Origin of the sequence: Schaalia naturae, from assembly GCF_042665795.1 — a bacterium.
GTDB lineage: Bacteria > Actinomycetota > Actinomycetes > Actinomycetales > Actinomycetaceae > Pauljensenia > Pauljensenia naturae.
Window position 1 is genome coordinate 1,645,078 of sequence record NZ_JBHTEF010000001.1, and the last position, 25,918, is coordinate 1,670,995.

Genomic DNA, 25,918 nt, shown 5'->3' on the forward strand with positions numbered 1-25,918 from the left:
CCGCGCCCCGGCAGCGACGTCCTCGTCGAGGCGGTCGGAACACTTACGCGGCATCTACTCCACACGATAGGCACCACCCCCAAGGAGGCCCCAATGGCAGAACCTACGACATCCGCGGCGCCCGGTCCCGCGACACTGGGATACGAGCAAGCCCGAGATGAGCTCGTCGGCATCGTGCGGCAGCTCGAGAGCGGGCAGGCGCCGCTGGAAGCGACGCTGCAGCTATGGGAGCGCGGAGAGGCACTCGCCGCCCGGTGCCGCCAGATCCTCGACGACGCACAGCAGCGTCTGGACCGCACGCCGGCAGACGGCCGAGCGCCGTCCGAGCCGGTTCCCACGGGCGACTAGGCTTGACACCGCGAGTGGTCGCCAGGAAGCGACCACTCGGCGAGCCGCTGACGATCCGCCCAGCCGAACAGGAGACTTCATGGACCTCGAGACCGACCCCCACGTCCTCGCCATCGGCGAGGCACTGGTCGACATCGTCTCTCCCGCCTCGAATCCCTCAGCCGCCACCGAGATCCCCGGCGGATCCCCTGCCAACGTGGCGATGACGCTGGGCAGGCTGGGCCGCAATGTCGCGCTGCAGACGTGGATCGGGCGCGACCCGCGCGGGGACGTCATCACGAAGCACTTCGGCGACTCGCACGTGTTCATCACCCCGGAGTCCTGTGGCGCCGACCGCACCCCCACGGCGCTCGCCACCCTCGACGAGAATGGCGCGGCGAGCTACACCTTCGACCTCGAGTGGGCGCCAGCCTCCCCGATCCGGGTCGCGGACACGGCGCGCGTCGTCCACGCCGGCTCGATCGCCACGGTCATCGAACCCGGTGGACCCGCTGTGCTCGATGCGCTGGTCGCCGCCCGGCAGCACGCGATCATCACCTACGACCCGAACGCGCGGCCAGCGATCATGGGGTCGCCGGAGGAGTCCCTGGCCACGGTCAACAAGTTCGTCGCCGTCTCCGACGTGGTCAAGGTCTCCGATGAGGATATCGCTTGGCTGACGGGCGGGCGTCCCGTCGAGGACGTCCTGCGCGATTGGCTGACCATGGGCCCGGCGATCGTCATCGTCACGCGCGGGAAGACGGGGGCACTGGCGCACACGGTGTCCGGGGTCCGCCGCGCCGCCGTTCCGGCGGACGTCGAGGTGGTGGACACCGTGGGCGCGGGAGACTCGTTCATGGGGGGCATCATCGACGCGCTGTGGTCGCTGGGCCTGGTCGGGGCCATGTCCCGCTCTGCCCTGCACGCCATCGAGGACGACCAGGTCCGCGCCATCCTCGACCGGGCATCCGCGATCTCAGACATCACCGTCTCGCGCGCGGGCGCCAACCCGCCGTGGCTCTCGGAGCTCGCCGGGATGCGCTGACCGTTTCACCGGAGGGCTTCGGCGTCCTCGTCGGAGGGGATGCCCCGGGCTCCGCCCCCGTCCGCCCGAGTGAGCGGACCGATGTCGCCGAGTGGTCACGAGCTTGCGACCACTCGGCGACGATGCCCTACCGTCATCGCCCGGCTCGTCATCGTCCTCGCAGGGCAGGTGTGCGGCCGTCAGCGCCCCATGCGGCGTTCCCGCTGGCCGTAGCTGCGCAGGGCGCGCAGGAAGTCGATGCGGCGGAAGTCCGGCCAGTAGGCCTCACAGAAGTAGAACTCCGAGTGCTCGGACTGCCACATCATGAAGCCCGACAGCCGCTGCTCCCCGGAGGTGCGGATCACCAGGTCCGGATCGGGCTGGCCCTTCATGTAGAGGTGGTCCGTGATGTCGGAGTCGGTGAGAGTGAGCGCCACCTCCTCGAGGGTCTGCCCCTTGGCGGCGGCCTCGCTGAGGTAGGAGCGCACTGCATCCGCGATCTCGTGACGCCCGCCATAGCCGACGGCCACGTTGACCGACATGCCGTCGACGTCCGCGGAGTCGGCCGCGGAGTGCTGGAGGCGGGCGGACAGCTCCGGGTCGAGCAACGACATATCCCCGACCATGCGGAGCCTCCAGCGGCGTCGTCCAGCCAGGTCGGACACGGTTCGGGCGATGATCTCGTTGAGTTCGGCCAGCTCCTCCGGGTCCCTCCCGACGATGTTGTCCGGGGAGAGCAGCCAGAGGGTGACGATCTCGACGCCTGCCTCCTCGGACCACTCGAGGAACTCCTCGATCTTGCCGGCGCCCGCCCGGTGGCCGTGGGAGGCCGTGGTGCCCGTCGCGCGCGCCCACCGGCGGTTCCCGTCGAGGATGACTCCGACGTGGCGGGGGATCGGACTCCCCTCGAGCTCGGCGCGCAGACGACGCTCGTACACGTCGTAGAGGAGATTCCAGTGAGCCATCCGTCTTCCTCAGGTCGACCACATCCGGTCCAGTCGCTGCGCCGGTGGGTCCAAGCCTAACCCGGGACACATCGCGGACTCGTGCACGACACTGAACCTACGGTATCGTAGGTAGTAGAGATGCACCGCGCGCCTGCGGCGGTCCGAAGAACACCAACAGATCAGGAGCAGGAATGAAGATCGCGTCGCTGAGGCCCACCAGGTGGCTGCCCGACCAGGTCGTGGCCATCAAACCGCACCTGCGCGGGTGGTTCCACCTCGTCGCCGCCCCCTTGTCCCTGGCGGCTTCCGTCGTGCTGGTCGCATTGGCACCGACGGCCGCGCAGACATGGGCGTCAGCCGTGTTCCTGGCGACGTCTCTCATCCTGTTCGGCGTCTCCGCCGCCTACAACCGGATCTACTGGTCGCCCCGGTGGGAGCTTCGCATGAAGCGGCTCGACCACTCGAACATCTTCCTGCTCATCGCGGGCACCTACACCCCGCTCGCGGTCTCCCTCCTGACGGGGCGGGACCGGGTGGTCCTGCTGGCCGTCGTGTGGGCAGGCGCCGCCGCGGGAGTCCTGCTCAGCGTCTTCTGGCCCACGGCGCCCCGGTGGCTGACGACTGTGGTCTACGTCATCCTGGGCTGGGTCGCGGTGTGGTATCTTCCCCAGCTGTGGGCGGCAGGCGGTCCCGCCGTCGTGTGGCTGGTCCTCGCCGGTGGCATCCTGTACACGGTCGGCGCGGTCGTCTACGCGCTCAAGCGCCCCGATCCGAGTCCCGCTTGGTTCGGCTTCCACGAGATCTTCCACCTCTTCACGGTGCTGGCCTGGGCCTGCCACTGCGTCGCCGTGTACCTGGCCGTCCTCGGGTGAGACGTCGCCGGGCCGCACGAGGGCGCCGCAGCCCCTGATCCGGCGATCTCCGGAATGCTCCTCCGCCCCCGGCTATACTGGTCCGACGTCTCACCACCGGCACCCCTCGGTGCCGGTCCTTTTTGGAGGTACCCATGGCAGACACTCAGTGGCTCACTCAGGCGCAGTACGACGCCCTCAAAGCCGAGCTCGACGAGCGCGTCCAGAAGCGCCGCCCCCACATCACCCACCTCATTGATGAGGCCCGGCAGGAGGGCGATCTCCGCGAGAACGGCGGCTATCACGCCGCGCGCAACGAGCAGTCGCTCAACGAGTCCCGCATCGCCAGCCTGCAGGAGATGCTGGCCAACGCCGAGGTCGGCGAGACGCCGGCCGACGACGGCATCGTCGAGCCGGGGATGGTCGTGACCGCCACGATCGCGGGCCGCGAGCAGACCTTCCTGCTGGGCTCCAGGGATGCGGGCGGCGACCTGGGCGTGCAGGTCTTCTCCGCGAAGGCTCCGCTCGGCGCGGCCGTCATCGGCCACAAAGCGGGCGACACGCTCACCTACCAGGCTCCCAACGGCCGGGAGATCGAAGTCGCGATCCTCGGCTGCAAGCCCTTCACAGGCTGAGCCCGCGGTGCGGGGGCCGTGCGGCCCCGCGCCGCCTCCGACGGGCCCTCCCCCTTAGGGGCGGCGGGCCCGTCGTCATGCCGTCAGGAGGCGCCCGCCGGGGTCTCCGCCCCGCCCTCGTCGCCGCTGCCGCCGGCGGAGGCGGGGTCGTCCCCGACGAGGGCGTCACCGCCCGCCCCGGCGGTGTCCCCGGCGGCGGGCTCCTGCCTGACGTCGGCGCCCGCCAGCGCGGTCGAGCGGTAGCTCGACGCGATCATCTCGTCGAGCATTCCGGGCGGGCCGCCCGGCCGATCCTCCCGGGAGGCGAGCTCGGGGATCGGGTCGTAGCCGTGGAGGTAGAGGGCGACCGCGTTGATGAACGCGGCGATGGGGACGCCGAAGACAGCGCCCACGATGCCGGCGACGGAGCCCGCCCCCGTCACCACCAGCAGCACGGCCACAGGGTGCAGCGACACCGCGTCGGACATCAGCCAGGGCTGCAGGACGTTGCCCTCGATCTGCTGGACGACCAGGATGACCGCCAGCATGATGAGACCCGCCGTCAGCCCCTGGTCGAGCACGGCCACGAAGACGGCGATCGCCCCCGACAGGAACGCGCCCAGGATCGGGATGAAGGAGCCGAAGAAGACGAGCATGGTGATGGGCACGACCATGGGCAGACCCAGGAAGAACGCTCCCAGACCGATGCCGAGCGCGTCGATGGCGGCGACCTTGATCTGGGTCTTCACGTAACCGCCGATCGTCACCCATCCGCGGATCGCGGCCTCGTGGGCGGGACGGCGGGCGGGGGCGGGGAGGAGGCGCACGACCCACAGCCAGATGCGCCGCCCCTCCTTGAGGAAGAAGAACAGGCAGAAGATCATGACGAATCCGCCGGTGACCACGGAGACCAGCGAGGACCCGATCGACAGCGCGCCCGAGGCGAGCTGGGACGAGTTCGACTGGAGGAAACCGGAGATCTCGTCCTGAAAGTCGTTGAGCCAGCTCTCCACGGCCGTCGTGTCGAGGCCCAGCGGGCCCTCCGAGAGCCAGGTGACGGCCGCGCCCATCCCCCCGGAGGCGCTGCTGATCAGCCGGGGGAACTGGTTGAAGACCGAGTTGCCCGCATAGCTGACGAGACCCGCGATCAGGACGATGGCGAGCACGAGAATCAGGACCGTGGCCCAGGTGCGTCCCAGATGCAGATGACGGGAGCACCACTCGACGAACGGGGCGAGGAAGACGCCGAGTAGCATGGCGATGGCGACGGGTAGGATCACGCCGGGAACCTGAGAGGCCAGCCAGATGATGACCACCGCGGCCGCCACGACCGCGAGGAAGCGCCACGACCAGGCGGCGGCCACGCGCAGAGGCCAGCTGACGGCCTGGGTGGCATCGCCCTCGGAACGCACCGGGTTCTCCCTCAGCGGCATCGGCGTCCTTCTGCTCCCGTGCCCGCCTCGTTGTGAGGAAAGCCGGTCGAAGAGGGCAGCGAATGGCCCCCTCACCGCCGGGGTGCCCGGATCCTCCATGTCCCACCTCCTGCTTCGCGTCGCTGACAAACCCTACCGTGCGCGCACGCCGATCCGCCGAGTGGTCGCTTGCGCGCGACCACTCGGCGCGCGGGGTGATCGGGGCTGTGCTGCAATGGAGCGGCACATCCGCTTCGAAGGAGGACCCCGTGTTCCGGTCCATCGACGCTCTGAGCGCCCCCCGCACCGACCCCGCCCGCCATGTCGTGCTGGGCACCCCTCTGGACCTCGCGCCGGGCGCCGGCCAGGCCCTGATCTTCCTGGCCGCCGGGTGTTTCTGGGGCGTGGAGAAGATCTTCTGGGAGACGCCGGGAGTCGTCTCCACCGCCGTCGGCTACATGGGCGGCCACACGGCCCACCCCACCTATCCCGAGGTCTGCACCGGTTCCACGGGCCACGCCGAGACCGTGCGCGTCGTCTACGACACGGCGCAGGTGAGCACCGAGCAGATCCTGGCCCTTTTCTTCGAGATCCACGACCCCACCCAGGGCGACCGACAGGGGAACGATGTCGGCCCGCAGTACCGCAGCGCGGTGTGGACCACGGCGCCCGACCAACGAGCGGCGGCGATCGCGACCCGCGACGCCTACCAGCGTGAGATCTCCTCGCGTGGCTTCGGCTCGATCACCACCGCCATCGCCTCCTCGGTCCCAGACGCGGGGGGCGAGGGCGTCGCGTTCTGGCGGGCGGAGGACTATCACCAGGGCTACCTGTGGAAGAACCCGGGCGGCTACCAGTGCCACGTGCGCACGGGGGTCGCCTGCCCCGTTGTCCCCGGAGCGCGCCGGTGACGCCGGTCAGCTGGCTCCCAGGATGTCGGTGACGAACACGAGTGTGTCCCCTCCCTGGATGCCGGCCTGGGGGACGCCGCGGTCGCCGTAGCCGTAGTCGGAGGGGATGGACAGCAGCACGCGCGAGCCGACGCGCTGGCCGACCAGCCCGTCGTCCCAACCGCGGATCACCATGCCGACCCCGATCTGGAAGGCCAGCGCCTGCCCACGGTCGTAGGAGTTGTCGAAGACTTTCCCGTTCCACACCTGGCCGAGGTAGTGGCACTGGATCTGGTCCCCGGGCTCGACCTCGCGTCCCGACCCGGGCGCGAGCACCTCGACGAGGAGCTCGTGCGCGGGATCGGCGCCTGCGAACTCGACGACCGGCTTGCGGCCGAAATCACCTGAGACGGTGACGTTGTCCATGGCGGGTGTGTCCCTTCGGAGGATGGTCGCGGAGACGGAGCGAGGCTCAGTCCCGCAGGTAGCTGAGAAGGTTGAGGATCTCGACGTACATCCACACGACCGTCACCATCATGCCGAAGGCGCACGACCATGCGAACTTCGCCGGAACGCCGCGGGCGACGCCGACCTTCGCCTGGTCGAAGTCGCCGATCAGGCACATCGCGCCGATGAGGACCGCCACCACGCCCACGACCAGCCCCAGGTCGATGCCCATGAACGTGGCGCCGGAGAGACCGCCCTGGACGACCCCGGTGAGGGCGAGGACCCAGTCAAGCACCCGGTAGACGAGGATCCCGATGAGACCGATGAGGGTGAAGCGCATGAGCTTCGAGGAGTTGCGGACCCTGCCGGAGGCGAACAGCGCCAAGGTGACGCCGAAGACCGCCACGGTGGCCACCAGCGCCTGCACGACGATCCCCGGGTACATGTACTCCATGACGGCGGACAGGGCGCCCAGGGCCACGCCCTCGGCCACCGCGTAGGAGACGATGAGGGCCGGGCGGATCGTCTGGGAGAAGATGTTGACCATGGCCAAGACGAAGCCGGCCACCAGCCCGATCATCATCAGCCCTGCGCCCGCGGCGCTGTTCGCGGCCGTGACCGCCCACGCGCCGGCGGCGGAGAGGACCAGGGCTCCGAAGAGGAGGCCGGTCTTGACCAGCACATCGTCATATGTCATACGGCCGCGGTCCACAGCGTCGGCGGGTGCGGAGGCATAGGCGCGCTCGGCGTCCTCCAGCGCGTGCTGGTCGAAGGCGGGGGGAGTCCCCGCGGCGCCGGTGACCGGGCCGGCGGCACCGTAGGGGTGGCGCGGATCGGGCTGGGCCTCCGGCGCGGAATGCGCGCCGGGCCGGTATCCGGGCATCGTCGGATAACCCGCGGGAGTGGTCTGCTTCCACTCCGTCTCGAGCCTGTTGAACACCGGGTTGGCCATATCTCCTCCGAGAGGTCGCTGGTCGTGCGTCTCCAATGTCGCACGTTCCGGGCCGCGGCGCCAGTGGATGGGACGCCCGGCTGTTCGCCCACGGCGATCCGGGGGAAGGGCCTGGGCCCTCAGCGGCGATCCGCGGCGGTCTCGATGTCGTCAAGCCACGCGCCGAACGCCTCCGAGGCGCCTCGCGCGAGCAGATCCCCATGGGCCAGTGCCTCGGCGCGGATCTTCCCCGGAGACACACCGCGTGCCGCCAGCTCGTAGGCGTGTCCGATGAGCCAGCGTTCGAGGCGCCGATGGTCGGCCTCGAGATGGAACTGCAGGGCGAGGACGCCGGGCCCCCGCGAGAACGCCTGGTTGGGGACGCCCGGCGTGCCGGCCAGGCGGTCCGCGCCGGAGGGGATGCCGAACTGATCGCCGTGCCAGTGCAGGACGGGAACATCCTCGAGGAACCGCAGCGCCGACGTCCTCCCGGGCTCGGTGAGCTGGAGCGGCGCGTAGCCGATCTCCGCGCGCCCCGCCGGCCCGACCGGAGCGCCGAACGCCTCCGCCACGAGCTGCGCGCCCAGGCAGATCCCCAGGAGGGGGCGCCCTGACTCGGCCCGCGCCCTCACGGCGGCTTTCTCCTCCTCGAGGAAGGGGTAGTCCCGGGTGTCGTGGACGCCGATGGGCCCCCCGAGGACGACCAGCAGGTCCGGCTCGACGGCGGCCTGCGCCGTGAGGGGGTCGATCCCGGCGTCGAGATAGCTGGTGCGGTATCCACGGGCCTCCAGGAGCGGGGCGAGGAGGCCGAGGTCCTCGAAGGGGACGTGGCGCACGGCCACAGCCCGCGCGGTCACGCCGGCCCCAAGTCTTGGCCGCGCGGCGCCGGGGCGCCATCTGGGCTGTCGGCGCGCGCAGCGGGCAGGGCGTGGTCGGCGAGGTAGGCGCGCACCGTCGCGACGTCGTCGGGGACCTCCCTCACGCGCTGCGGCCGGGCCAGCAGCTCACGGATGTGCGGCGGCACCGGCGGGGTGTCCGCCCCGAGCGCCTCGGAGACCGTGTCGCCGAATTTCTCCGGTTTCGCCGTCTCCATGACCAGGGTCGTGACCCCCGCCTCCGCCTGCCGCCACCCGACCGCGAGGCCGTCGGCCGTGTGCGGATCAATGACGACGCCCGTCCTCTCGTACAGCGTCCGGATGGTCCGGATCCGGTCGCCGTGGGTGTTGGAGCCGCTGACGAAGCCGAACTCGTCCTCGAGGCGCGAGCGGTGGTCCCCGAGGTCCAGGCGCCCCTCCTCCGCCAGCCGCTGCCAGCGCGACGCGAACTCGTGCGCGCCGAGCACCTCCCAGATCAGCCGCTCGAGATTCGATGCCTTGGAGATGTCCATTGACGGGCTGGTGGTGACGAGCGTCCGTTCGCGCGGGCGTGGGGCGTAGACGCCCGTGCGGAAGAACTCGTCGAGGACGTCGTTCTCGTTCGTGGCCACGATCAAGCGGCGCACCGGCAGTCCCATACGGCGCGCGAGGTGGCCGGCGTAGACGTTGCCGAAGTTCCCGGAGGGCACCGCGAAGGACACCGGTTGGCTCCGCCGTGCCGCGGGCGGGAGGTCGTCCGTCGCGCGCAGCCACGCCCAGAAGTAGTAGGCGATCTGCGCGCAGATGCGGCCGAAGTTGATCGAGTTGACGGCTCCGAGGGCGTGGGCCTCCTTGAAGGCGGTGTCCGCGGTGATCGCCTTGACGAGGTCCTGGCAGTCGTCGAAGACGCCGTCGACCGCGAGGTTGTGGATGTTGGGATCGTCGAGGGCGTACATCTGCGCGCGTTGGACGGGGCTCATCCTCCCCCGCGGCGACAGCATGAAGACGTCGATCCCGGGTTTCCCCCTGAACGCGTACTCCGCCGAGGACCCGGTGTCACCGGAGGTGGCCGCGAGGATGTTGAGGGTGCGCCCCGCGCGCTCCAGGACGTAGGGGATGACCTGGCCCAGGAACTGCATGGCGAGGTCCTTGAACGCCAGCGTCGGCCCTTCCGAGAGGCCCACGAGCGTCGTCCGCCCGTCCAGCCGCGTGAGGGGGACGACAACGGGGCTGCGGAAGACCCGCGGAGAGTAGGCCGCGCGGGTCAGGGCCTCGAGGTCGGGTCCCGGGATGTCCGTGGCGTAGAGGGCGATGACCCGGGCGGCCAGCTCGGGGTAGGTCAGGCCCCTCCACCGCTCGCGCTCATCGGAGCCGACCGTGGGGACCGCCTCGGGGACCACGAGGCCGCCGTCGGGAGCCAGGCCGTCCAGCAGGATGTCGCAGAACTGCGCGGGCGGCATGTGACCGCGGGTGGAGACGTACTTCATGGCGCTGGACCTTCGGCGAGAGGATCGGGACGGAGGAAGGCGGCGACGCGACCCGGCCCCGAGGCGAGAGGGCCCGCTGCACGGACCCCGCCCGGTCCGCCGGGGCCCTGCCGGCGTCGTCCCCACGGCCGAGGGTACCATCGGCCGGCCCAGCGTCTCGGGGCGGTCCGGCTCCGGAGGCTGCCGGCCGATCGGACGAGGAAGGGGCCTCGGGACGGCGATGACCGATCCCTGGGTGTGTCAGATTAACGGTGGATCTGGCCTGGCGCATTTCAGTTGATTCGGCCTTCGAAGGTGATCGCGAAGGCGTTGAGTGCGGGCTTCCACCTCGTCACCCAGCGTGCCCGACCCCGGCCGGTGGGGTCAAGCGACCTCGTCACGAGATACAGACACTTCACCGCGGCGGCGGCGTTCGGGAAGTGTCCGCGTGCCCTGACCGCGCGGCGGTAGCGGGCGTTGAGGGACTCGATCGCGTTGGTGCTGCAGATGATGCGGCGGATCTCGACGTCGTATTCGAGGAACGGCACGAACTCCGCCCACGATGAGTTCCAGAGCTGCACAATCGCCGGGTAGCGCTCGCCCCACTCGGCCGTGAACTCGGCAAACCGGTCCTTCGCTGCTTGCTCAGACGGGGCCGTGTAGACAGGCTTGAGCGACTTCACGATCGCGTCGCGATGCTGCCTGCCCGCGTAACGGAACGAGTTGCGGATCAGATGCACGTTATGCCGACATCGGCATAACGTGCATTATGCCGATGTCCGGGTTATGCCGATGGTGCGGGTGGTTCCCTTGGGGCGCGTGGGTTCCGCGCTGGCGAGGTCGGCATAATCAGAGGGCTTCGAGCCAGGCCAGGAGGGTGTCTGGGGGTCGGTATCGGCTGTCTCGCGGCCGGCCGGGTGGGCTGGTGCGGGCGAGGGCCTTCTCTTTCAGGGTCATGTCTGCGTGCAGGTAGATCTGTGTGGTTTCGACGCTGACGTGTCCGAGCCAGAGTGCGATCACGCTGGTGTCGACGCCGGCGTGCAGGAGTCGCATCGCGGTGGTGTGCCGGAGCACGTGCGCGGTGACGGTCTTGCCGCGCAGCGACGGGGAGGCGCTGCTGGCCTGGGTGGTGTAGTGCGCGAGGCGGCGCTCGATCGCGTCCCGGCTGAGCCGGGTGCCGCGCCGCGATGGGAACAGCGGGGCGTCCGGGTCCGCGCCGAGTTCGGCGATCCAGGCGCGCAGCACGGTGACGGTGGCCTGGGTGAGCGGGGTGATCCGGTCCTTGCGGCCTTTGCCGTGGCAGGCGACGTGCGGCCCTGCGCCGAGGTGCACGTCGTGTGGTGTGAGGGCGAGCAGTTCGGAGATCCGCAGCCCGGTCTGGGTGGCAAGCAGCAGCAGGGCGTGGTCGCGCCTCCCCGTCCAGGTGCCCGCGTCGCAGGCGGCCAACAGCGCGTCGACCTCGTCCTCGGTGAGGTAGGCGATCACGGCCCGGTCGAACCGTTTGGGCGGGATTGCGAGGACCCGGGCGATGCTGTCGGCGTGCTCGGGATGGGTCAGCGCCGCGTAGCGGAACAGGGAGTGGATCGCGGAGAGTCTGGCGTTTCGGGTGCGGACGCTGTTTGCGCGCTCGTGCTCGAGGTGATCCAGGAAGCTGCCGATCATCGGTGCGTCCAGCTGGTCGATGTCCAGCCGTGACGGTGCGGTGCCCGTCTGCGCGGTGACGTAGCCGAGCAGCAGCCGCATGGTGTCCCGGTAGGCGGCGATGGTGTGATCGCTGGCGTTTCGTTGCCGGATCAGCCGGTCGGTGAAGAACGCCTGCAGGGTGGGTGCGAGGGCGCTCATGATCGTGCCCTCGATTCGCCGGTCAGGTGGGCTTCGAGGCGTTGCCCGGCCAGGGCCATCAGCTCCGGCGCCGCGGACAGATACCAGTAGGTGTGGCGGGGGTGGACATGACCAAGCCATGTCGACAGCAGCGTGAGCCGGGCCTGCCCGTCTTCACCTGCGACGTAGGCGTCGAGCATCGTGTTGACGGCGAAAGTATGTCGCAGGTCATGGATGCGTGGCCGGCATGATGGCGACCGCGGCGTCAGGGCGACGCCCTGGACGAGCCGGTGGAATGTGTTGTGGACGTTGCAGTAGATCAGCCGAGTCCCGGCGGTGGAGACGAAGAACGCCGGTGTTCCCGTCCGCGGCGCGGACCTGTCACGCAGCCGACGGTAGGCGCGCAGCGCGTCTATCGTGCTGGGATGCAGTGCGAGTTCCCGGGTCTTGGCGAACTTCCCGGACCGCACCGTGAGCCGCCCGTCTGCAAGGTCGACGTCGCCACGGTCCAGCCCGATCGCCTCCCCGATCCGGATCCCGGTGGTCGCGAGCAGCCCGATCAGCGTCGCGAACGTGGCCTGCCGCAGCGGGGTGCGCAGCGCCTGGGTGGCGGCGATCAGCGCCGCGATCTCGACATCGGAGTACAGATACGGACTGGCGCGCAGCGGCCGTTGCGGCAGCAGCCCTCGCGCGGGAACCTCGTGGACCGGGTTGATCGCATGCAGATAGGTCGCGAAACCGCGGACCACACCCAGCCGGTAGGCCCACCAGTTCGACGCTCCACTTGCCGGCTGCCGCGCCCAGTCCAGCGCGCCGGCGACGGTGATCGCCTCCTCGCCATGGTGTTCGAGGTGCTCCAGGAACTGGTTGAGCAGCTTCTCCGGTCGCTCCAGCCGGTAGCCCAGCGCGCGACGCAGCGTCAGGTAGTCGGCGAGCTGATCCCTCAACGGCCCGGTCATGACACACCGTCCTCGACGATGCGCGGCCAGGGTCTGGCCAGCGCGCGGAGCGCGTCGCGGTCGACCTTGGCGTAGATCGCGGTGCTCAGCACGGACCTGTGACGCAGCACCTGCCCGACCTCCGGCAGTGGGCTGCCGGCGCGGAGCATCGCAGTCGCAGCGGTATGCCGCAGCCGATGCGCGTGCATCTTCGGGAGCCCCGCGCGCTGCGCAGCGTCGAACACGATCATCGTGATCCCGCCGGCGGTCAACCCGCGTAGCGGCGCGTGGACCCTGACGAACACGCTGCGCCCTTCCGCGCTGGCCGGGCGGCAGTGACGCAGATACGCCGCGATCGCCCTCCCCACGTCGGGTGGCAGCGGCAGCTTCTCGCTCCGGTTGCCCTTCCCGACAACGGTGAGCTCGCCGCGCCGCCAGTCGATGTCATCCAGCCCGAGCCGCGCGACCTCCCCGGCACGCAGTCCCAGCCGGGACAACAGCAGCATCACCGCATAGTCCCTTCGACCCGTCGGCGTGCGCCGGTCGCAGCTGCCCAGCAGCCGCGCGAGCTGACCCGGCTCCAGTCCCTTCGCCAGACTGGAGAGCTTCCACCCCGCCACCGACGGCACCGCCCCAGCCAGCGACACCGGCAGCTGCCCGGTCAGGTACAGCCATCCCAGCAGCGACCGCAGCGCGCAGACGATCAGCTTCGCCGAACCGATCGCCCTACCCGGGCAGACCGTCCCAATGAAGCCGGTGACGTCGGCCGCGCTGATCCCAGCAAGATCCAGCGCGCTGCCGCGCAGCCGGGTGGTCACGAACGGGCGGACGTTGTCCACGTAGCCGCGAGCCGTCCCTGCGGTCACTCCGCGCTCGACGAGCAGGTAGCTGCGGTAGGACTCCAGCAGCTCCTCGACCGGACCGAGCGCGGCAGGCTCCTCTACCGGCAACACACCCAACGGCGACAGATACTCCAGCAGAGGCGCGAGCGCCTTCATCGACAAGTACTCCCGATACCCCGCCGCGCGCCGCTGTCCCAGATACCGCTGCAGCGTCGGCGTGCTCAACCCGCCCAGGCCGACGCCCTCGGCGAGCATCCAGCGATCCAGATGGGCAACGAAACACACCTGCTGATCGGCACCACCACTCGAATAGCCGCGACGAAGCAACTCACCCACGAACCCGGCCGCATACGGCTCCAACGGGCCGCACACGATCGAACGCAACACCTTGACCATGACTCTTCTCCTCTCCAAGAACGGATGAGAAGAGCGTCGATCAGATCACCGGATTATGCCGACCTCGCCAGCGCGGAACCCACGCGCCCCAAGGGAACCACCCGCACCATCGGCATAACCCGGACATCGGCATAATGGATGATGCACTGCTGCACGACCGCGAGCTCCCACGTCGTGGTGATCGACTCCGGCAGTCCCTTCAGACCGTCGCAGACCACGATGCACACGTCCTCGACGCCGCGGTTCTTGATCTCGGTGAGCACGCCCAGCCAGAACCTCGCGCCCTCGGCGCCGTCACCGGCCCAGATGCCCAGGATGTCGCGTTCGCCGTTCACCGTGACGCCCATCACGACGTAGAAGGGGGTGTTGCGCACCTGCCCGTCACGGACTTTCACCACGATCGCGTCGACGAAGATCACCGGATACAGCGGGTCCAGCGGTCGCGAGGACCATTCGGCCAACTCGCCGGTCACCTTCTCGGTGATCCGGCTGATCGTGTCCTTCGAGATTCTTGCGCCGTAGACCTCCTCGAAGTGCGCCGCGACCTCACCAGTCGTCAGCCCGCGCGCGGTCAGCGACAGGACAATCTCGTCGATCCCGTCCAACCGCCGCTGCCGCTTGCGCACGATCTTCGGCTGGAACGACCCGTCACGATCTCTCGGCACGTCGATCTCGACGGCACCGACCTCGGTGAGCACCGTCTTCGAGCGGGTCCCGTTGCGCGCGTTCTCACCGATCGAGGACGCGTGCTTGTCGTAACCGAGGTGCTCGGTCATCTCAGCTTCCAGCGCGGTCTCCAGCACCGTCTTCGTGAGCCCGCCGAGCAGGCCTCCCGGCCCGACGAGGCTGACTCCCTGCTCCTTGGCCTGCGCGAGCAGCTGCTCGGCGATCTGTTGCTGATCGATGATCTCTCCTGTCACAGGATCGATCATCTCGATGGTCTGGCTCATAGCCCTTCCTTTCGGTCAGGCCAGTCCCAGATCCACCGTTCTCCTGACAGTCCCCGATGTCGCGTTAACGGGTCGAGCTCACCAGCGTGTTTTTTGCGAAGGAGCCAGGCCGCCCCTGACCGAGATGATCCGGTTCATCGACGAACACCGGGGTGTTTCGGGGGCGAGCTCATCTGCCGCGTCCTCCGACCGGCAGTGCAGGGCTTCCTCACCTCCCACGGCTACCGCGCCGCCCTCGGTCGAGCGCCGTCGGCCCGGCAGCTGAAGGATGAGCTGCTCGTACCTGAGGTTGCCAGGTTGCATGCGGAGAACTACGGCGTCTACGGACGCCGGAAGAGGCACGCGCTGATGCGTCGACAAGGGTGGGCCATTGGCCGCTACCAGACTGAGCGCCTCATGCGGCTGGCCGGCGTCCGTAGCGTGAAGAAGTCGAAGCGGGTGTTCACCACTCGCTCCGATAAGACGACCTTGCTGCCCAGCGATCTCGTGAACCGTCGCTTCACGGCGCCTACGCCGCGGCGGCTCTGGGTCTGTGACGTGACTTACGTCGCGACGTGGTCAGGATTCGCTTATGTCGCGTTCGTCACAGACGTCTACTCCCGCCGCATCGTCGGGTGGAACGTCGCCTCCACGTTGCGGTCGGAGATCCTGTCGATGCAGGCACTCGATATAGCCGCCTAGAACGCCGGCGGACGGCTCGGCGGGTTCATCCATCACGCCGATCACGGGTCGAACTACACCGCGATGGTCTACACCGACCGGATCGTCGAACTCGGCGCTGTTCCCTCGACCGGGACCGTCGGCGACAGCTTCGATAACGCGATGGCCGAGGCCGTGAACAACCTCTACAAGACCGAACTGATCCGCCAGCAAGGGCCTTGGCGCACGGTCAAGCAGGTCGAACTCGCGACCCTTGAGTGGGTGTGGTGGTGGAACAACCAGCGCCTCCACGGAGAACTCGACATACGCACCCCGTCGAGGTCGAAGACGCGTATTCCGCTGACCTGGAATCAGCCAATCCGGCACCTGCCGGACAAAGCTCCCAAAAGTCAGGCCGATTCGCTGGGCCAAGGTTCGAGCCTTGTGCGTTGGGTGCCCCCAGCCGGACTCGAACCGGCACTGAGCCGATTTTAAGTCGGCTGCCTCTGCCAATTGGGCTATGGGGGCGGATCCGGCGGAGCCGGTCAGGCGATCGACAGAGCGATCCCGTCGAGGATGTCATGCTCGGAGGTCACGGTGTGGTCGATGGCGTGCCCGCGCGAGGCGGCCCGGGACACGACCCGGGCGATCACCCGGCTCCACACCAGGGCCCCCGCCGCGATGACGTCCTCACGGCCCTTCGGCATGAACCCCAGCGCCGCCTTGACGGCGACCGGCTGGTCGACCATGAATCGGACCGCTTGGTCCACGCGGTCCAGCGGCAGCGACGCCCCGTCGATGCGCTCAGGCTGGTAGCACGGCAGGTCCAGCGCCTGAGCGGTCACCGTCGTGATCGTCCCGGCGACGCCGACCAGCGTGCCCACCCGGGTGAGGTCGACCTGCGACTCGGCATCGTCGAGCCTCCGGTCGATCCAGGCGACGGCCGCGGCCTCCGCCTCGGCGGGGACGCCCTCGTCCGCGGGGCATCCCGCGAGGAACTTCTCGGTGACGCGCACCGATCCCATGTCGATGGAGACGGCCTGCTCGACGGCGTCGGAGCCGAGGACGAGCTCAGTGGACCCGCCTCCGATGTCGACGACCAGCAGCGGGCGCACGGCGTCCGGCGGGGCGGCGCTCACCGCGCCGGCGAAGGAGAGCGCGGCCTCCTCCGTGCCGGGGACGATCTGCGCCTCGACGCCCAAGACCTCGCGCATCCCGCGGGAGAAGTCCCCGGCATTCGCGGCGTCCCGTGTGGCGGAGGTGGCGACCACGCGGATCTCCTGGGCATCCAGGCGGTCGATCATCTCCTTGTACTCCGCCGCTGCCGCGAACGTGCGGCCGAGGGCGGCGGGGGCCAGGACACCGGTGCGGTCGACGCCCTCGCCGAGGCGCACGATGCGCATCTGGCGCGTGAGGTCCGACACGATCCGCGGGCGGCGGCCCCCGCCGGGCAGGTCCGCCCACTCGGTGTCGGCGACGAGCAGACGAATGGAGTTGGTCCCGCAGTCGATGGCAGCCACGCGTTTCACACGGCCCATTGTCCCACGCCGATCAGCAGGTGCATCGGTCCCGGCGCCACAGGCCGCGTTCGGCCAGCATCTCCAGCGCCCGATCCCCCACCGGGTTGACGCCCCGCCCGGCCACCAGCGCGTGGCCGACCAGCGCGTGGAGGCACTTGACGCGCGTCGGCATCCCCCCGGCGGAGACGCCGCTGATCTCGGCGACCTCCCCGATCCCGGCGGCCCGGGCGATCGCCTCCCGGCGGGCCAGGTAGTCGCGGTGTGCCCCCAGGTAGGCCGAACGGGCGTCCGGATCCTCGGACACCCACCGGGTGAGGTCCTCCATGACGTGCTCGGCCTCCAGGGTCGAGCATCCACGCACGGCCGGCGGACAGGTGAGGTAGAAGGTCGTGGGGAACGGCGTGCCGTCCTCCAGCCGAGGGGCCGTCGCGACGACCGTGGGCCGCCCGCACACGCATCGCGCGCCGATCCCGACGACGCCCCGCGGGATCCGTCCGAGCTGGCCGCGCAGGACCTCGAGATCCTCCTGGGTCGCGGGCGTCGGCGCTGCGAAGGCCTGCGGAGCCGCATCGGCGGTCTCGGTCAACGGTGGTCACTCCCCCGGGGAATCGGCCTCCGTCAGGGAGGCGACGAGCAATTGGACCCAGGGGCGGTCGGGGCCGCTCGCGGCGGCCGAAACTGCGGGCGCCTGATGGTCCTCCCCGGGGTCCGTGACAGCGTACTGGGTCTCCCCCGGCTTGACGTAGCCGAGGCGCGCGCGGGCCTGCGAGTCGATGTAGTCCGGGTCCTTCCACAGCTCCAGCTGTTGGCGCATGTCCTCGTTGCGCGCCTGGGCCGCGGCGACGCGGGCGGTGATGTCGCGGTAGTCCTGCTCCTGCTGCCACCACTGGTAGATCGAGGGCACCAGCATGACGGCGAGCAGCGCGGCCATCACGGCGACCTCCAGCATCCGCACGGAGATCGTGAGCCCCCCGAAGCTCAGGCTCCGCGCCGGCCGGGCGGCGCCCGGGCGCGCTCCGCCCCCGGGCGCGCTTCGACGCGGGGAGCGTCCCGCCCGTCCCGCGGCCGGGACGTCCGAGGCCGTCGGACGGGCGGGGCGGCGCGGCGCGTGGGGGCGCTGGGGGGACGCGGACTCGACCATGGGTCCATGGTGCGCCGACCCCGCCTCCCGGCGCGCGAGCCGACGCGGCATGTCCGCGACCTCGGCGCCGCGCGGCGGGCCCGGCGCCCGGATATGGAAGCGCCCTGGGAGGATCCCGTCGGGATCCCCCAGGGCACCCGCCTCTCAGAAGGAGAAACGCGGGAAGGAGGTGCGGCCCGCGTAGACGGCGGCGTCGCCCAGCTCCTCCTCGATGCGCAGCAGCTGGTTGTACTTGGCCACGCGCTCGGTGCGGGCGGGAGCGCCGGTCTTGATCTGGCCGGAGTTCGTCGCCACCGCCAGGTCGGCGATCGTCGTGTCCTCGGTCTCGCCGGAGCGGTGGGAGGTCATCGAACGGTAGCCGTTGCGGTGGGCCTCCTCGACGGCGTCGAGGGTCTCGGTCAGCGAGCCGATCTGGTTGACCTTGACCAGGAGGGCGTTGGCGACGCCCATCTCGATGCCCTTGCGCAGGCGCTGCGGGTTGGTGACGAACAGGTCGTCGCCGACCAGCTGGACGCGGCCGCCGATCTCAGCGGTCAGGGACTTCCACGCGTCCCACTCGTCCTCCGACAGCGGGTCCTCGATCGAGACCAACGGGTAGTCCGAGATCAGCTTCTCGTAGTAGGAGACCATGTAGTCGGTCGTGCGGCCTTCGCCCTCGAACTGGTAGAGGCCGTCGGCGAAGAACTCGGAGGAGGCGACGTCCAGGGCCAGAGCGACGTCCGCGCCCGGCTTGAATCCGGCCTTCTCGATGGCCTCGATGATGAGGTCGAGCGCCTCGGCGTTGGAGTCGAGGTTCGGCGCGAAGCCGCCCTCGTCGCCCAGGCCCGTCGACAGCCCGCGCTCCTTGAGCACGGACTTCAGCGTGTGGTAGACCTCGGCGCCCATGCGCAGCGCCTCGCGGAAGGTCGGCGCGCCGACGGGGGCGATCATGAACTCCTGGATGTCGACGTTGGAGTCAGCGTGGGAGCCCCCGTTGAGGATGTTCATCATCGGGACGGGCAGGACGTGGCCGTTGGGGCCGCCCAGGTACCGGTACAGCGGCAGGCCGGCCGATTCGGCGGCGGCCTTGGCGACGGCCAGGGACACGCCCAGAATCGCGTTGGCGCCGAGCTTGCCCTTGTTGTCCGTGCCGTCGAGGTCGATCATGGCCTCGTCGATGTGGCGCTGCTCGGTGGCCTCCTCGTCGATGAGCTCGGGGGCGATCACCTCGGTGACGGCGTCGACGGCGTCCTGGACGCCCTTGCCCTGGTAGCGGCCCTTGTCGCCGTCGCGGCGCTCGATGGCCTCGAAGGCACCGGTCGATGCGCCGGAGGGGACGGACGCGCGGGAGACGGTTCCGTCCTCCAGCAGGACCTCGACCTCGACGGTCGGGTTCCCACGGGAGTCCAGGATCTCGCGAGCTCCGATTGCCTCAATCCTTGCCACGTTGTTCTCCTTCGGTGTTGCCGCGAGCTCGTGGATGAGGTCGCGGTAGTGCGGGTGAGGGGTCTGGCACCCCCCGGTTACGAGAGCAGGCGCTCCATGTCAGTCACCGCTCTGGGAGGTGCCGCCATCGGGGTCGGTGGAGCCCGACTCGTCCGAGGCCAGTGAGTCGGCGGAGACGACGTCCGCGAGCGCGGTGCTCACCCCCTCCGTGGAGGAGGTGGGCGCTGCCGAGCCGTAGCGGGGGCTCACGGTCACGGGGATGCTCTTCTGGGCCGCGTCGTAGGCGGCGTTGAAGGTGGTCGGGTCGACGTCGGAGGAGGACAGCTCGCTGTAGACGAACTGGTAGCGCAGGATCTCGCGCAGTGCGGGGCTGAGGTCGTCCGGCACCTCGGCGAGGGACTGGCTGTCCACCAACGACTGGAGGTCGGCGTCCAGGGTGGCGTCGTCGACGGACACCCCCTGGGACTCCGCGGCGTCGAGGAAGGCCGGGATCGTGCTCAGCGACCACACGTACTGGTAGCGGTCCACGGAGCTGCCCGTCATCGCCTCGTACTGCTCGGCCGCATGGGTGATGTCCGCCTCGGTGAAGGTCGTGTCCCCGACCTTCAGGGCCACCCCGGGCTGGGCCGAGCAGGCCCCGAGCCCGCCGCCGACCAGCGCGGCTGTGGAAAGCCCCGCCAGGAGCCTCCCTGTTCGAGTGCGAATCACGTGCGTCCTCCCTCGCTCGGGCCTCATCGGCCGCTTCTCAGTCTACGTCAAGTTCGCGGCGCGGCCTCTCCCGCGGGGACGCCCCCGTCTCACGAGGAGAAGGGGATGAGCACGGTCGTGACGAGGGTCTGGGCCCACTCCAGCAGGGCCTCGTCGGACAGGGGCCGCCCGCCCACGCGCGCGGTCGTCGGCACGGGCACGAGCACCTGCCGTACAGCCGGCTTGATGACGGCTCCCGGGTGGAGGCGCTTGAGCCTGATGACCTGGGAGTCGGCCAGCTCCACGGGCGCGACCCGGATGAAGCGCCCCTGGGTCGTCATCTCCTGGAGGCCCGCTCCGCGCAGGATCTCACGCAGATGGGCGATGCCGAACAGGAGATCCACTTGGGGGGGCACGGGCCCGTAGCGGTCGGCCAGCTCCTCGCGGAGATCCTTCTCCTGGGCGGGGCCGGTCACGCCCGCGATCTTCGCGTAGACCTCCAGGCGCAGCCGCTCGCCGTGGATGTAGTCCTCGGGGATGTGGGCGTCGACGGCGAGCTCCAGGCGCACATCCGTCTTCTCCGCGGGCCTCTCCCCCTTGTACTCGGCGACCGCGTCGGCGACCATCCGCACGTACAGGTCGAAGCCCACGCCCTCGATGTGGCCGGACTGGGCGCCGCCCAGCAGGTTGCCGGCGCCGCGGATCTCCAGATCCTTCGCCGCGACGGCCAGCCCCGCGCCCAGGTCCGTGTTCTCCGCAATCGTGCGCAGACGCTCATGCGCCGTCTCCGTGAGGGTCCGGTCCCCGGGGTAGAAGAAGTAGGCGTAGGCGCGTTCCCGCCCGCGCCCCACTCGCCCGCGCAACTGGTGCAGCTGGGAGAGGCCGAACACGTCGGCGCGGTCGACGATCAGCGTGTTCGCGTTGGAGATGTCGAGGCCCGTCTCAACGATCGTCGTGCACACGAGCACGTCGAACTCGTGGTTCCAGAAGTCCACGATCACCCGTTCGAGCTGGTCGGGCGTCATTCTGCCGTGGGCGACGCGCACGCGGGCCTCGGGCACGAGCTCGCTGACGTGGGCGGCCACCGAGGAGATGGAGTCGACGCGGTTGTGGACGTAGAACACCTGCCCGTCCCTCAGGAGCTCGCGCCGGATCGCGGCTGTGACCTGCGCGTCCGTGAAGGCGCCGACGAAGGTGAGGACGGGTTGGCGCTCCTCCGGGGGCGTCTGGAGGATCGACATCTCCCGGATCCCGGAGACCGCCATCTCCAGGGTGCGCGGGATCGGGGTGGCGGACATCGACAGGACGTCGACGTCGGCGCGCAACGCCTTCAGCGTCTCCTTGTGCTCGACGCCGAAGCGCTGTTCCTCGTCGATGACGACCAACCCCAGGTCCTTGAAGCGGACGGTGCCGGTGAGCAGGGAGTGCGTGCCGATGACGAGGTCGACGCGCCCCGAGGCGAGGCCCTCGCGCACGGCCTCGGCCTCCTTCGGGGTCGAGAAACGCGAGAGCGTCCCGATCTCGACGGGGAATCCGGCGTAACGCTCGGTGAAGGTCTCGTGGTGCTGCTGGACCAGCAGGGTCGTCGGCACGAGGATCGCGACCTGTTTGCCGTCCTGGATGGCCTTGAACGCCGCGCGCACGGCGATCTCCGTCTTGCCGTATCCGACGTCGCCCGTGAGCAGGCGGTCCATCGGCACGGGCCTCTCCATGTCGGCCTTGACCTCGTCGATGGTGACCAGCTGGTCGGGGGTCTCGACGTAGGGGAAGGCGTCCTCCAGCTCCTGCTGCCATGGGGTGTCGGGGGCGAAGGCGTGGCCCCTCGTCGACTGGCGCACGGCGTAGAGCCGCACGAGCTCGGCCGCGATCTCCTTGACGGCCTTGCGCGCCCTCGCCTTCGTCCTCGCCCAGTCGGAGCCGCCCATCTTCGACAGCGCCGGCTCGTCGGAGCCGGTGTACTTCGAGATCTGGTCGAGGGAGTCCGTGGGCACGTACAGCCGGTCGCCGGGCTGTCCGCGCCTCGAGGGCGCGTACTCGACGACCAGGTAGTCGCGGGTGACGGCCTGCGGCCCCCTCCCGATGGTGCGCGAGACGAGCTCGACGAAGCGCCCGATGCCGTGCTGCTCGTGGACGATGAGGTCGCCCGCGTGGAGCGTCAACGGGTCGACTCCCCTGCGCCGCCTGGACGGCATGCGGCGCATGTCCCGCGTGCTGGTCCCGGCGCGCCCGGTCAGGTCACCCTCGGTGAGGACCGCGAGCCTCTGCTCGGCCATGACGAAACCCGCGCCGGCCTGGGCGGTCGTCACCTGGACGACACCGGGCTCCGGAACTTGCTCCGCCCCCTCGGCGACCTGGGCGGCCACGCCCGCGTCGTTGAGGATCGAGGCGATGCGGCGTCCCGGCCCAGGTCCCTCGGTGGTGACGAGCAGCCGCCACCCGGCGCGGGCCAGCTCCCCCAGGTCGCGGATCGCCTGGGCGAAATCGCCGCGGTAGGGGCGCACCTCGCGCGCCCCCGCCCGCATGAGCGAGGGCGAGGCGATGATCGCTCCCAGCTCCTGGGCCATCAGCCCGCCGCGGGAGCCTCTGGGGGCGTCCCCGCGGTCCTGGGAGGGGCTCCCCTCCGCATCGGGTCCGGGCGTGGCGAGCTCCTCGGCCAGTGCCGCGGGGGGCAGGGCGGTGAACTGCCACCATCCGCGGCCCGGCCCCGCTCCCCAGACGTCGTCGAGATCCAGGAAGGAGGCGCTTCCGGCCTCGATGGGGACGGCTCCCCCGCCGGCGGCGGCCGACCAGGCGGCGGTGAGGAACTCCTCGGTCGTCGCGATGAGGTCGGCGGCGCGGGCGCGGACGCGCTCCGGCTCCGAGACGATGACGACGGCGTCGTCGGGAAGCAGGTCGACGAGACGGTCCATGCCCTCGGACAGGACGGGGGCCAGCGACTCGAGGCCCGGGCTCGGAATGCCCTCCGACGCCAGCTCCAGCATCTCGGCGGCCCCAGGCAGGCCGGCGGCTCGCTCACGGGCGCGGGCGCGGACCTCGGGCGTGAGGAGGAGCTCGCGGCAGGCCACAGCCCACAGACCCTGGTCGGCGGCGCCCAGGGTGCGCTGGTCGGACACCGAGAACCAGCGGATCTCATCGACCTCGTCGCCCCACAGCTCCACGCGCAGGGGATGGGCCTCCTGGGGCGGGAAGACGTCGAGGATCCCGCCGCGCACGGACATCTGCCCGCGGGACTCGACCATGTCGGCGCGTTCGAAGCCCAGGGCCTGCAGCCGGGCCACAAGGTCGGGCAGGTCGACGACGTCGCCGACGCGCACGCGCACCGTCGGCAGGTCCCCCAGGCCGTGGATGACGGGCTGGAGCAGCGCCCGCACCGAGGTGGTGAGGACCCGGATCGCCCCGGTGCGCGGGTCTCGGGCGTCAGGGTGGGCGAAGCGGCGCAGCACGGCGGCCCGGCGGGCCATCGTGTCGGCCTGGGGGCTCAGGCGCTCGTGCGGCAGCGTCTCCCACGAGGGGAAGGAGGCGACGCCCTCCGTCCAGCCCTCCAGCGCGTTCGCCGCGGCCTCGGCCTCGCGTCCGCTCGCCGTGACGACCACGATCGTCGAGGACGGGCCCAGGCGCTCGGAGGCCAGCGCCACGACGGCGGGGCGGACGCCGACCGGGGCGACCAGCGTGCCCGATCGGCGGCGCGCCATGCCGGCGACCGCCTCTCCGACCGCGGCGTCGCGCGCGATGAGCGGGATCAGGCCGCTCAGTGTCATGGCTCTCCTCAGATGTGTGGGCGGCGGACGTCCCCGCCGGCGAGCAGCGCCGCCCGTGGGGCGGGGCGCGGCTCAGCGGGAGTGGAGCGTCTGCTGGGCCTGCGTGAAGCCGTGCGCGACGACGTCCTCGACCACGTCAGCGGCCTGCTCGAAGGTGACCTCCCAGTCGGGTCGGTCCCGCTGAGAGAGGGGGGCGAGCACGAAGTCGGCGGGATCCTGGCGCCCCGGGGGGCGCCCGATGCCGACGCGCAGACGATGGTAGTCGCGTGTGCCCAGGGCCTGCGAGATGGAGAGGAGGCCGCGGTGCCCGCCCTCTCCCCCGCCCCTCTTCAGCCGCAGGTCGTGGGCGGGCAGATCGAGGTCGTCGTGGACGACCAGCAGATGGTCCGCGCCCACGCCGAGGAAGCGGGCCAATGCGGAGACGGGGCCGCCGGAGGTGTTCATGTACGAGTCGGACTGGGCCAGGACCACCCGCGGACCCGGGGCGCCGCCCGGCAGCGTCCCCAGGCGGACGTCCGCCGTGTGTGTGCGGGAACGGTGCGAGGTCAGGCGTGCGCCCGCACGCGCGCAGAGCGCCTCGATGACGAGGCGCCCCGCATTGTGCCGGGTGTGGGCGTACTCCGCCCCCGGGTTCCCCAAGCCGACCACCAGCCAGGGTCCACGATCTGCGGTCATGGTCCCGATTGTGCCACCCGTCCGGCGGGCTCCCCGCCCCGCGGCGCCCGGGTGCGGGCGACGTCACGTGGAGGTCGCGCGGAGGACCGGCCGATCATGCGTCGCGGCCGGCGGGGCCGCCGGGGACGGTGGGGATGAACTGCGGGGCGTTGAAACCCCTGTCGGCGAAGGCCGCGGCGATGCCCGCGGCGATCCGGGTGCTCTCCGAGCGGTCGACCAGCGCGATCGCCGAGCCCCCGAAGCCTCCGCCGGTCATCCGCGCCCCGTGGGCGCCCAGCTCCCGCGCCGTGCCCACGGCGACGTCCAGCTCGGGGACCGTCACCTGGTAGTCGTCGCGCAGCGAGTCGTGCGAGGCATCGAGGAGGGCGGCGGCGCGGTCGAGGCGCCCGCCCTCGAGTGCGCCCTCGCGCAGGATCGCGACGAAGTCCCGGGTGCGCCGGATCTCGGTGACGACGTGGCGGACGCGACGGCGCATGACGTCGGCGGGCAGGATGGCCAGCGTCTCCTCCAGGTCGCGGTCGGCGACCTCGACCAGCAGGCCGACCCCGAGCAGGCGCGCCGCCTCCTCACAGGTGGCGCGCCGCTCGGCGTACTGCCCGTCGACCAGCTGGTGGGGGGCGCGGGTGTTGATGACCAGCAGCTCCAGGCCGTCGGCCGGGAGGTCGAAGGGGATCTGGGCGGTCGACATGTCGCGGCAGTCCAGTTCGAGGGCGTGCCCCGTCCGGCAGCGCAGCGACGCCGACTGGTCCAGCCCGCCTGTGTTCGCCCCGGCGACGTCGTTCTCCGCGCGGCGGCAGGCGTCCACCAGCACGCCCCGTCCCCGCTCATCCGGCTGTTCGGCCGTTCCGGCCAGGCTCAGCCCGGCCAGGTCGTCCAGGGCGACCGCCATCGAGCATTCCAGGGCCGCCGAGGAGGAGAGGCCCGACCCGAGGGGGACGCACGACCACAGGGCGGCGTCGAATCCGGGCAGGCGGCCCAGGCCCGCCTGCTCCAGGGCCCAGGCGACGCCCGCCGGGTAGGCGGCCCAGCCGTGGACCTCGCCCGCCGAGCCCTTCGGCCCGATCGCGTCGAGGTCCAGCTCGTCGACGGCGTCGCGGGTCTGGGGGGACACGAGGCGGATCCTCCGGTCCGAGCGCACGCGCACCGCCACATAGGCCCGGTGGGGCAGGGCGATGGGCAGGCACAGGCCGCCGTTGTAGTCGACGTGCTCGCCGATGACGTTGACCCGTCCCGGCGCGCTCCACACGCCGTCGGGCCGGCCGCCGAAGACGCCGGCGAACAACGCCTCGGCCTCGGCGACGCCCTGCTCGGGCGTGGCCGCGTGGTGGTAGTCGGGGGAGGACGCGATGCGGTCGGTCATGGG

The 25,918-nt window shown here is 70.7% G+C and carries 24 protein-coding genes, 1 tRNA gene and 2 pseudogenes; 7 read left to right on the forward strand and 20 right to left on the reverse strand.

From position 1 onward, the window contains the following. The first annotated feature begins 93 nt into the window (after window positions 1-93). A complete protein-coding gene (locus ACFQWG_RS07300; protein ID WP_380973766.1) occupies window positions 94-348 on the forward strand; it encodes an exodeoxyribonuclease VII small subunit in 255 nt (84 codons plus the stop codon). Between the two features lie 79 nt (window positions 349-427). Then, window positions 428-1,372 (forward strand): carbohydrate kinase family protein, encoded by a 945-nt coding sequence (locus ACFQWG_RS07305; RefSeq protein ID WP_380973769.1) that lies wholly within the window; start codon window positions 428-430, stop codon window positions 1,370-1,372. A gap of 179 nt (window positions 1,373-1,551) precedes the next feature. Here ACFQWG_RS07305 and ACFQWG_RS07310 read toward each other — a convergent pair whose 3' ends face one another. Further along, window positions 1,552-2,316 (reverse strand): isoprenyl transferase, encoded by a 765-nt coding sequence (locus ACFQWG_RS07310; RefSeq protein ID WP_380973772.1) that lies wholly within the window; start codon window positions 2,314-2,316, stop codon window positions 1,552-1,554. Between the two features lie 173 nt (window positions 2,317-2,489). Between ACFQWG_RS07310 and trhA the strand changes: the two genes are divergently transcribed. Next, window positions 2,490-3,170, forward strand: coding sequence for a PAQR family membrane homeostasis protein TrhA (trhA, locus tag ACFQWG_RS07315; protein ID WP_380973775.1), 681 nt, complete (start codon window positions 2,490-2,492; stop codon window positions 3,168-3,170). Window positions 3,171-3,304: 134 nt separating this feature from the next. Next, entirely contained in the window at window positions 3,305-3,784 is a 480-nt protein-coding gene (greA, locus tag ACFQWG_RS07320) for a transcription elongation factor GreA (protein WP_380973777.1), read from the forward strand. A gap of 83 nt (window positions 3,785-3,867) precedes the next feature. Here the strand turns inward: greA and ACFQWG_RS07325 are convergent, their stop codons facing one another. Next, the gene (locus tag ACFQWG_RS07325; RefSeq protein ID WP_380973780.1) at window positions 3,868-5,196 is read right to left on the reverse strand and encodes an AI-2E family transporter; all 1,329 of its coding nucleotides are present in this window, start codon (window positions 5,194-5,196) and stop codon (window positions 3,868-3,870) included. A 248-nt stretch (window positions 5,197-5,444) separates the two neighbouring features. Between ACFQWG_RS07325 and msrA the strand changes: the two genes are divergently transcribed. Next, window positions 5,445-6,086, forward strand: a complete 642-nt coding sequence (msrA, locus tag ACFQWG_RS07330) for a peptide-methionine (S)-S-oxide reductase MsrA (protein WP_380973783.1) — start codon at window positions 5,445-5,447, stop codon at window positions 6,084-6,086. Window positions 6,087-6,092: 6 nt separating this feature from the next. On the opposite strand, the gene ACFQWG_RS07335 is transcribed toward msrA, so the two are convergent. The 9 genes and pseudogenes from ACFQWG_RS07335 to ACFQWG_RS07375 form a co-directional block, all read right to left on the reverse strand. Further along, window positions 6,093-6,491, reverse strand: coding sequence for an FKBP-type peptidyl-prolyl cis-trans isomerase (locus ACFQWG_RS07335; protein WP_380973786.1), 399 nt, complete (start codon window positions 6,489-6,491; stop codon window positions 6,093-6,095). Between the two features lie 46 nt (window positions 6,492-6,537). Then, complete coding sequence (locus ACFQWG_RS07340) at window positions 6,538-7,464, reverse strand: Bax inhibitor-1/YccA family protein (protein WP_380973789.1); 927 nt, start codon at window positions 7,462-7,464, stop codon at window positions 6,538-6,540. A gap of 119 nt (window positions 7,465-7,583) precedes the next feature. Further along, complete coding sequence (locus ACFQWG_RS07345; protein WP_380973792.1) at window positions 7,584-8,300, reverse strand: glutamine amidotransferase; 717 nt, start codon at window positions 8,298-8,300, stop codon at window positions 7,584-7,586. Then, window positions 8,297-9,784, reverse strand: a complete 1,488-nt coding sequence (gene thrC / locus ACFQWG_RS07350; protein WP_380973795.1) for a threonine synthase — start codon at window positions 9,782-9,784, stop codon at window positions 8,297-8,299. Before thrC ends, ACFQWG_RS07345 begins: the two co-directional genes overlap by 4 nt. A 272-nt stretch (window positions 9,785-10,056) precedes the next feature. Further along, window positions 10,057-10,506: pseudogene (locus ACFQWG_RS07355) on the reverse strand (transposase); the annotation flags it as partial. A gap of 106 nt (window positions 10,507-10,612) precedes the next feature. Beyond that, complete coding sequence (locus tag ACFQWG_RS07360) at window positions 10,613-11,605, reverse strand: tyrosine-type recombinase/integrase (RefSeq protein ID WP_380973077.1); 993 nt, start codon at window positions 11,603-11,605, stop codon at window positions 10,613-10,615. Next, window positions 11,602-12,543 carry a tyrosine-type recombinase/integrase gene (locus tag ACFQWG_RS07365; RefSeq protein ID WP_380973798.1) on the reverse strand — a complete coding sequence of 314 codons (942 nt, stop codon included), beginning with the start codon at window positions 12,541-12,543 and terminating at the stop codon, window positions 11,602-11,604. The genes ACFQWG_RS07360 and ACFQWG_RS07365 overlap by 4 nt, the downstream gene beginning before the upstream one ends. Beyond that, window positions 12,540-13,760, reverse strand: coding sequence for a site-specific integrase (locus ACFQWG_RS07370; RefSeq protein WP_380973072.1), 1,221 nt, complete (start codon window positions 13,758-13,760; stop codon window positions 12,540-12,542). Before ACFQWG_RS07370 ends, ACFQWG_RS07365 begins: the two co-directional genes overlap by 4 nt. Before the next feature lie 134 nt (window positions 13,761-13,894). Further along, a pseudogene (locus ACFQWG_RS07375) lies at window positions 13,895-14,710 on the reverse strand (IS256 family transposase); the annotation flags it as partial. 195 nt (window positions 14,711-14,905) lie between these two features. Here ACFQWG_RS07375 and ACFQWG_RS07380 point away from each other — a divergent pair. Together ACFQWG_RS07380 and ACFQWG_RS07385 are read left to right on the forward strand one after the other, a co-directional pair. After that, window positions 14,906-15,391 carry an IS3 family transposase gene (locus ACFQWG_RS07380; RefSeq protein WP_380973802.1) on the forward strand — a complete coding sequence of 162 codons (486 nt, stop codon included), beginning with the start codon at window positions 14,906-14,908 and terminating at the stop codon, window positions 15,389-15,391. 63 nt (window positions 15,392-15,454) lie between these two features. Beyond that, window positions 15,455-15,844 carry an integrase core domain-containing protein gene (locus tag ACFQWG_RS07385; RefSeq protein ID WP_380976279.1) on the forward strand — a complete coding sequence of 130 codons (390 nt, stop codon included), beginning with the start codon at window positions 15,455-15,457 and terminating at the stop codon, window positions 15,842-15,844. On the opposite strand, the gene ACFQWG_RS07390 is transcribed toward ACFQWG_RS07385, so the two are convergent. From ACFQWG_RS07390 to galK, 9 genes are all read right to left on the reverse strand, one after another. Continuing rightward, window positions 15,804-15,877 (reverse strand) — tRNA-Leu (locus ACFQWG_RS07390). The two genes, ACFQWG_RS07385 and ACFQWG_RS07390, sit on opposite strands and share 41 nt — an antisense overlap. A gap of 17 nt (window positions 15,878-15,894) precedes the next feature. Next, window positions 15,895-16,878, reverse strand: coding sequence for a Ppx/GppA phosphatase family protein (locus ACFQWG_RS07395; protein ID WP_380973805.1), 984 nt, complete (start codon window positions 16,876-16,878; stop codon window positions 15,895-15,897). Between the two features lie 22 nt (window positions 16,879-16,900). Continuing rightward, the gene (locus tag ACFQWG_RS07400) at window positions 16,901-17,455 is read right to left on the reverse strand and encodes a DUF501 domain-containing protein (protein WP_380973808.1); all 555 of its coding nucleotides are present in this window, start codon (window positions 17,453-17,455) and stop codon (window positions 16,901-16,903) included. 6 nt (window positions 17,456-17,461) lie between these two features. Continuing rightward, the gene (locus tag ACFQWG_RS07405; protein WP_380973811.1) at window positions 17,462-18,010 is read right to left on the reverse strand and encodes an FtsB family cell division protein; all 549 of its coding nucleotides are present in this window, start codon (window positions 18,008-18,010) and stop codon (window positions 17,462-17,464) included. A 144-nt stretch (window positions 18,011-18,154) separates the two neighbouring features. Next, window positions 18,155-19,435 carry a phosphopyruvate hydratase gene (gene eno, locus ACFQWG_RS07410; protein ID WP_380973814.1) on the reverse strand — a complete coding sequence of 427 codons (1,281 nt, stop codon included), beginning with the start codon at window positions 19,433-19,435 and terminating at the stop codon, window positions 18,155-18,157. Between the two features lie 99 nt (window positions 19,436-19,534). Next, entirely contained in the window at window positions 19,535-20,143 is a 609-nt protein-coding gene (locus ACFQWG_RS07415) for a hypothetical protein (protein ID WP_380973816.1), read from the reverse strand. A gap of 89 nt (window positions 20,144-20,232) precedes the next feature. Beyond that, on the reverse strand, window positions 20,233-23,880 hold the full coding sequence (gene mfd, locus ACFQWG_RS07420; protein ID WP_380973819.1) for a transcription-repair coupling factor: 3,648 nt from the start codon (window positions 23,878-23,880) through the stop codon (window positions 20,233-20,235). A 72-nt stretch (window positions 23,881-23,952) separates the two neighbouring features. After that, window positions 23,953-24,555 (reverse strand): aminoacyl-tRNA hydrolase, encoded by a 603-nt coding sequence (gene pth, locus ACFQWG_RS07425; protein WP_380973822.1) that lies wholly within the window; start codon window positions 24,553-24,555, stop codon window positions 23,953-23,955. Window positions 24,556-24,649: 94 nt separating this feature from the next. After that, window positions 24,650-25,915 (reverse strand): galactokinase, encoded by a 1,266-nt coding sequence (gene galK, locus ACFQWG_RS07430; RefSeq protein ID WP_380973825.1) that lies wholly within the window; start codon window positions 25,913-25,915, stop codon window positions 24,650-24,652. Window positions 25,916-25,918 lie beyond the last annotated feature (3 nt).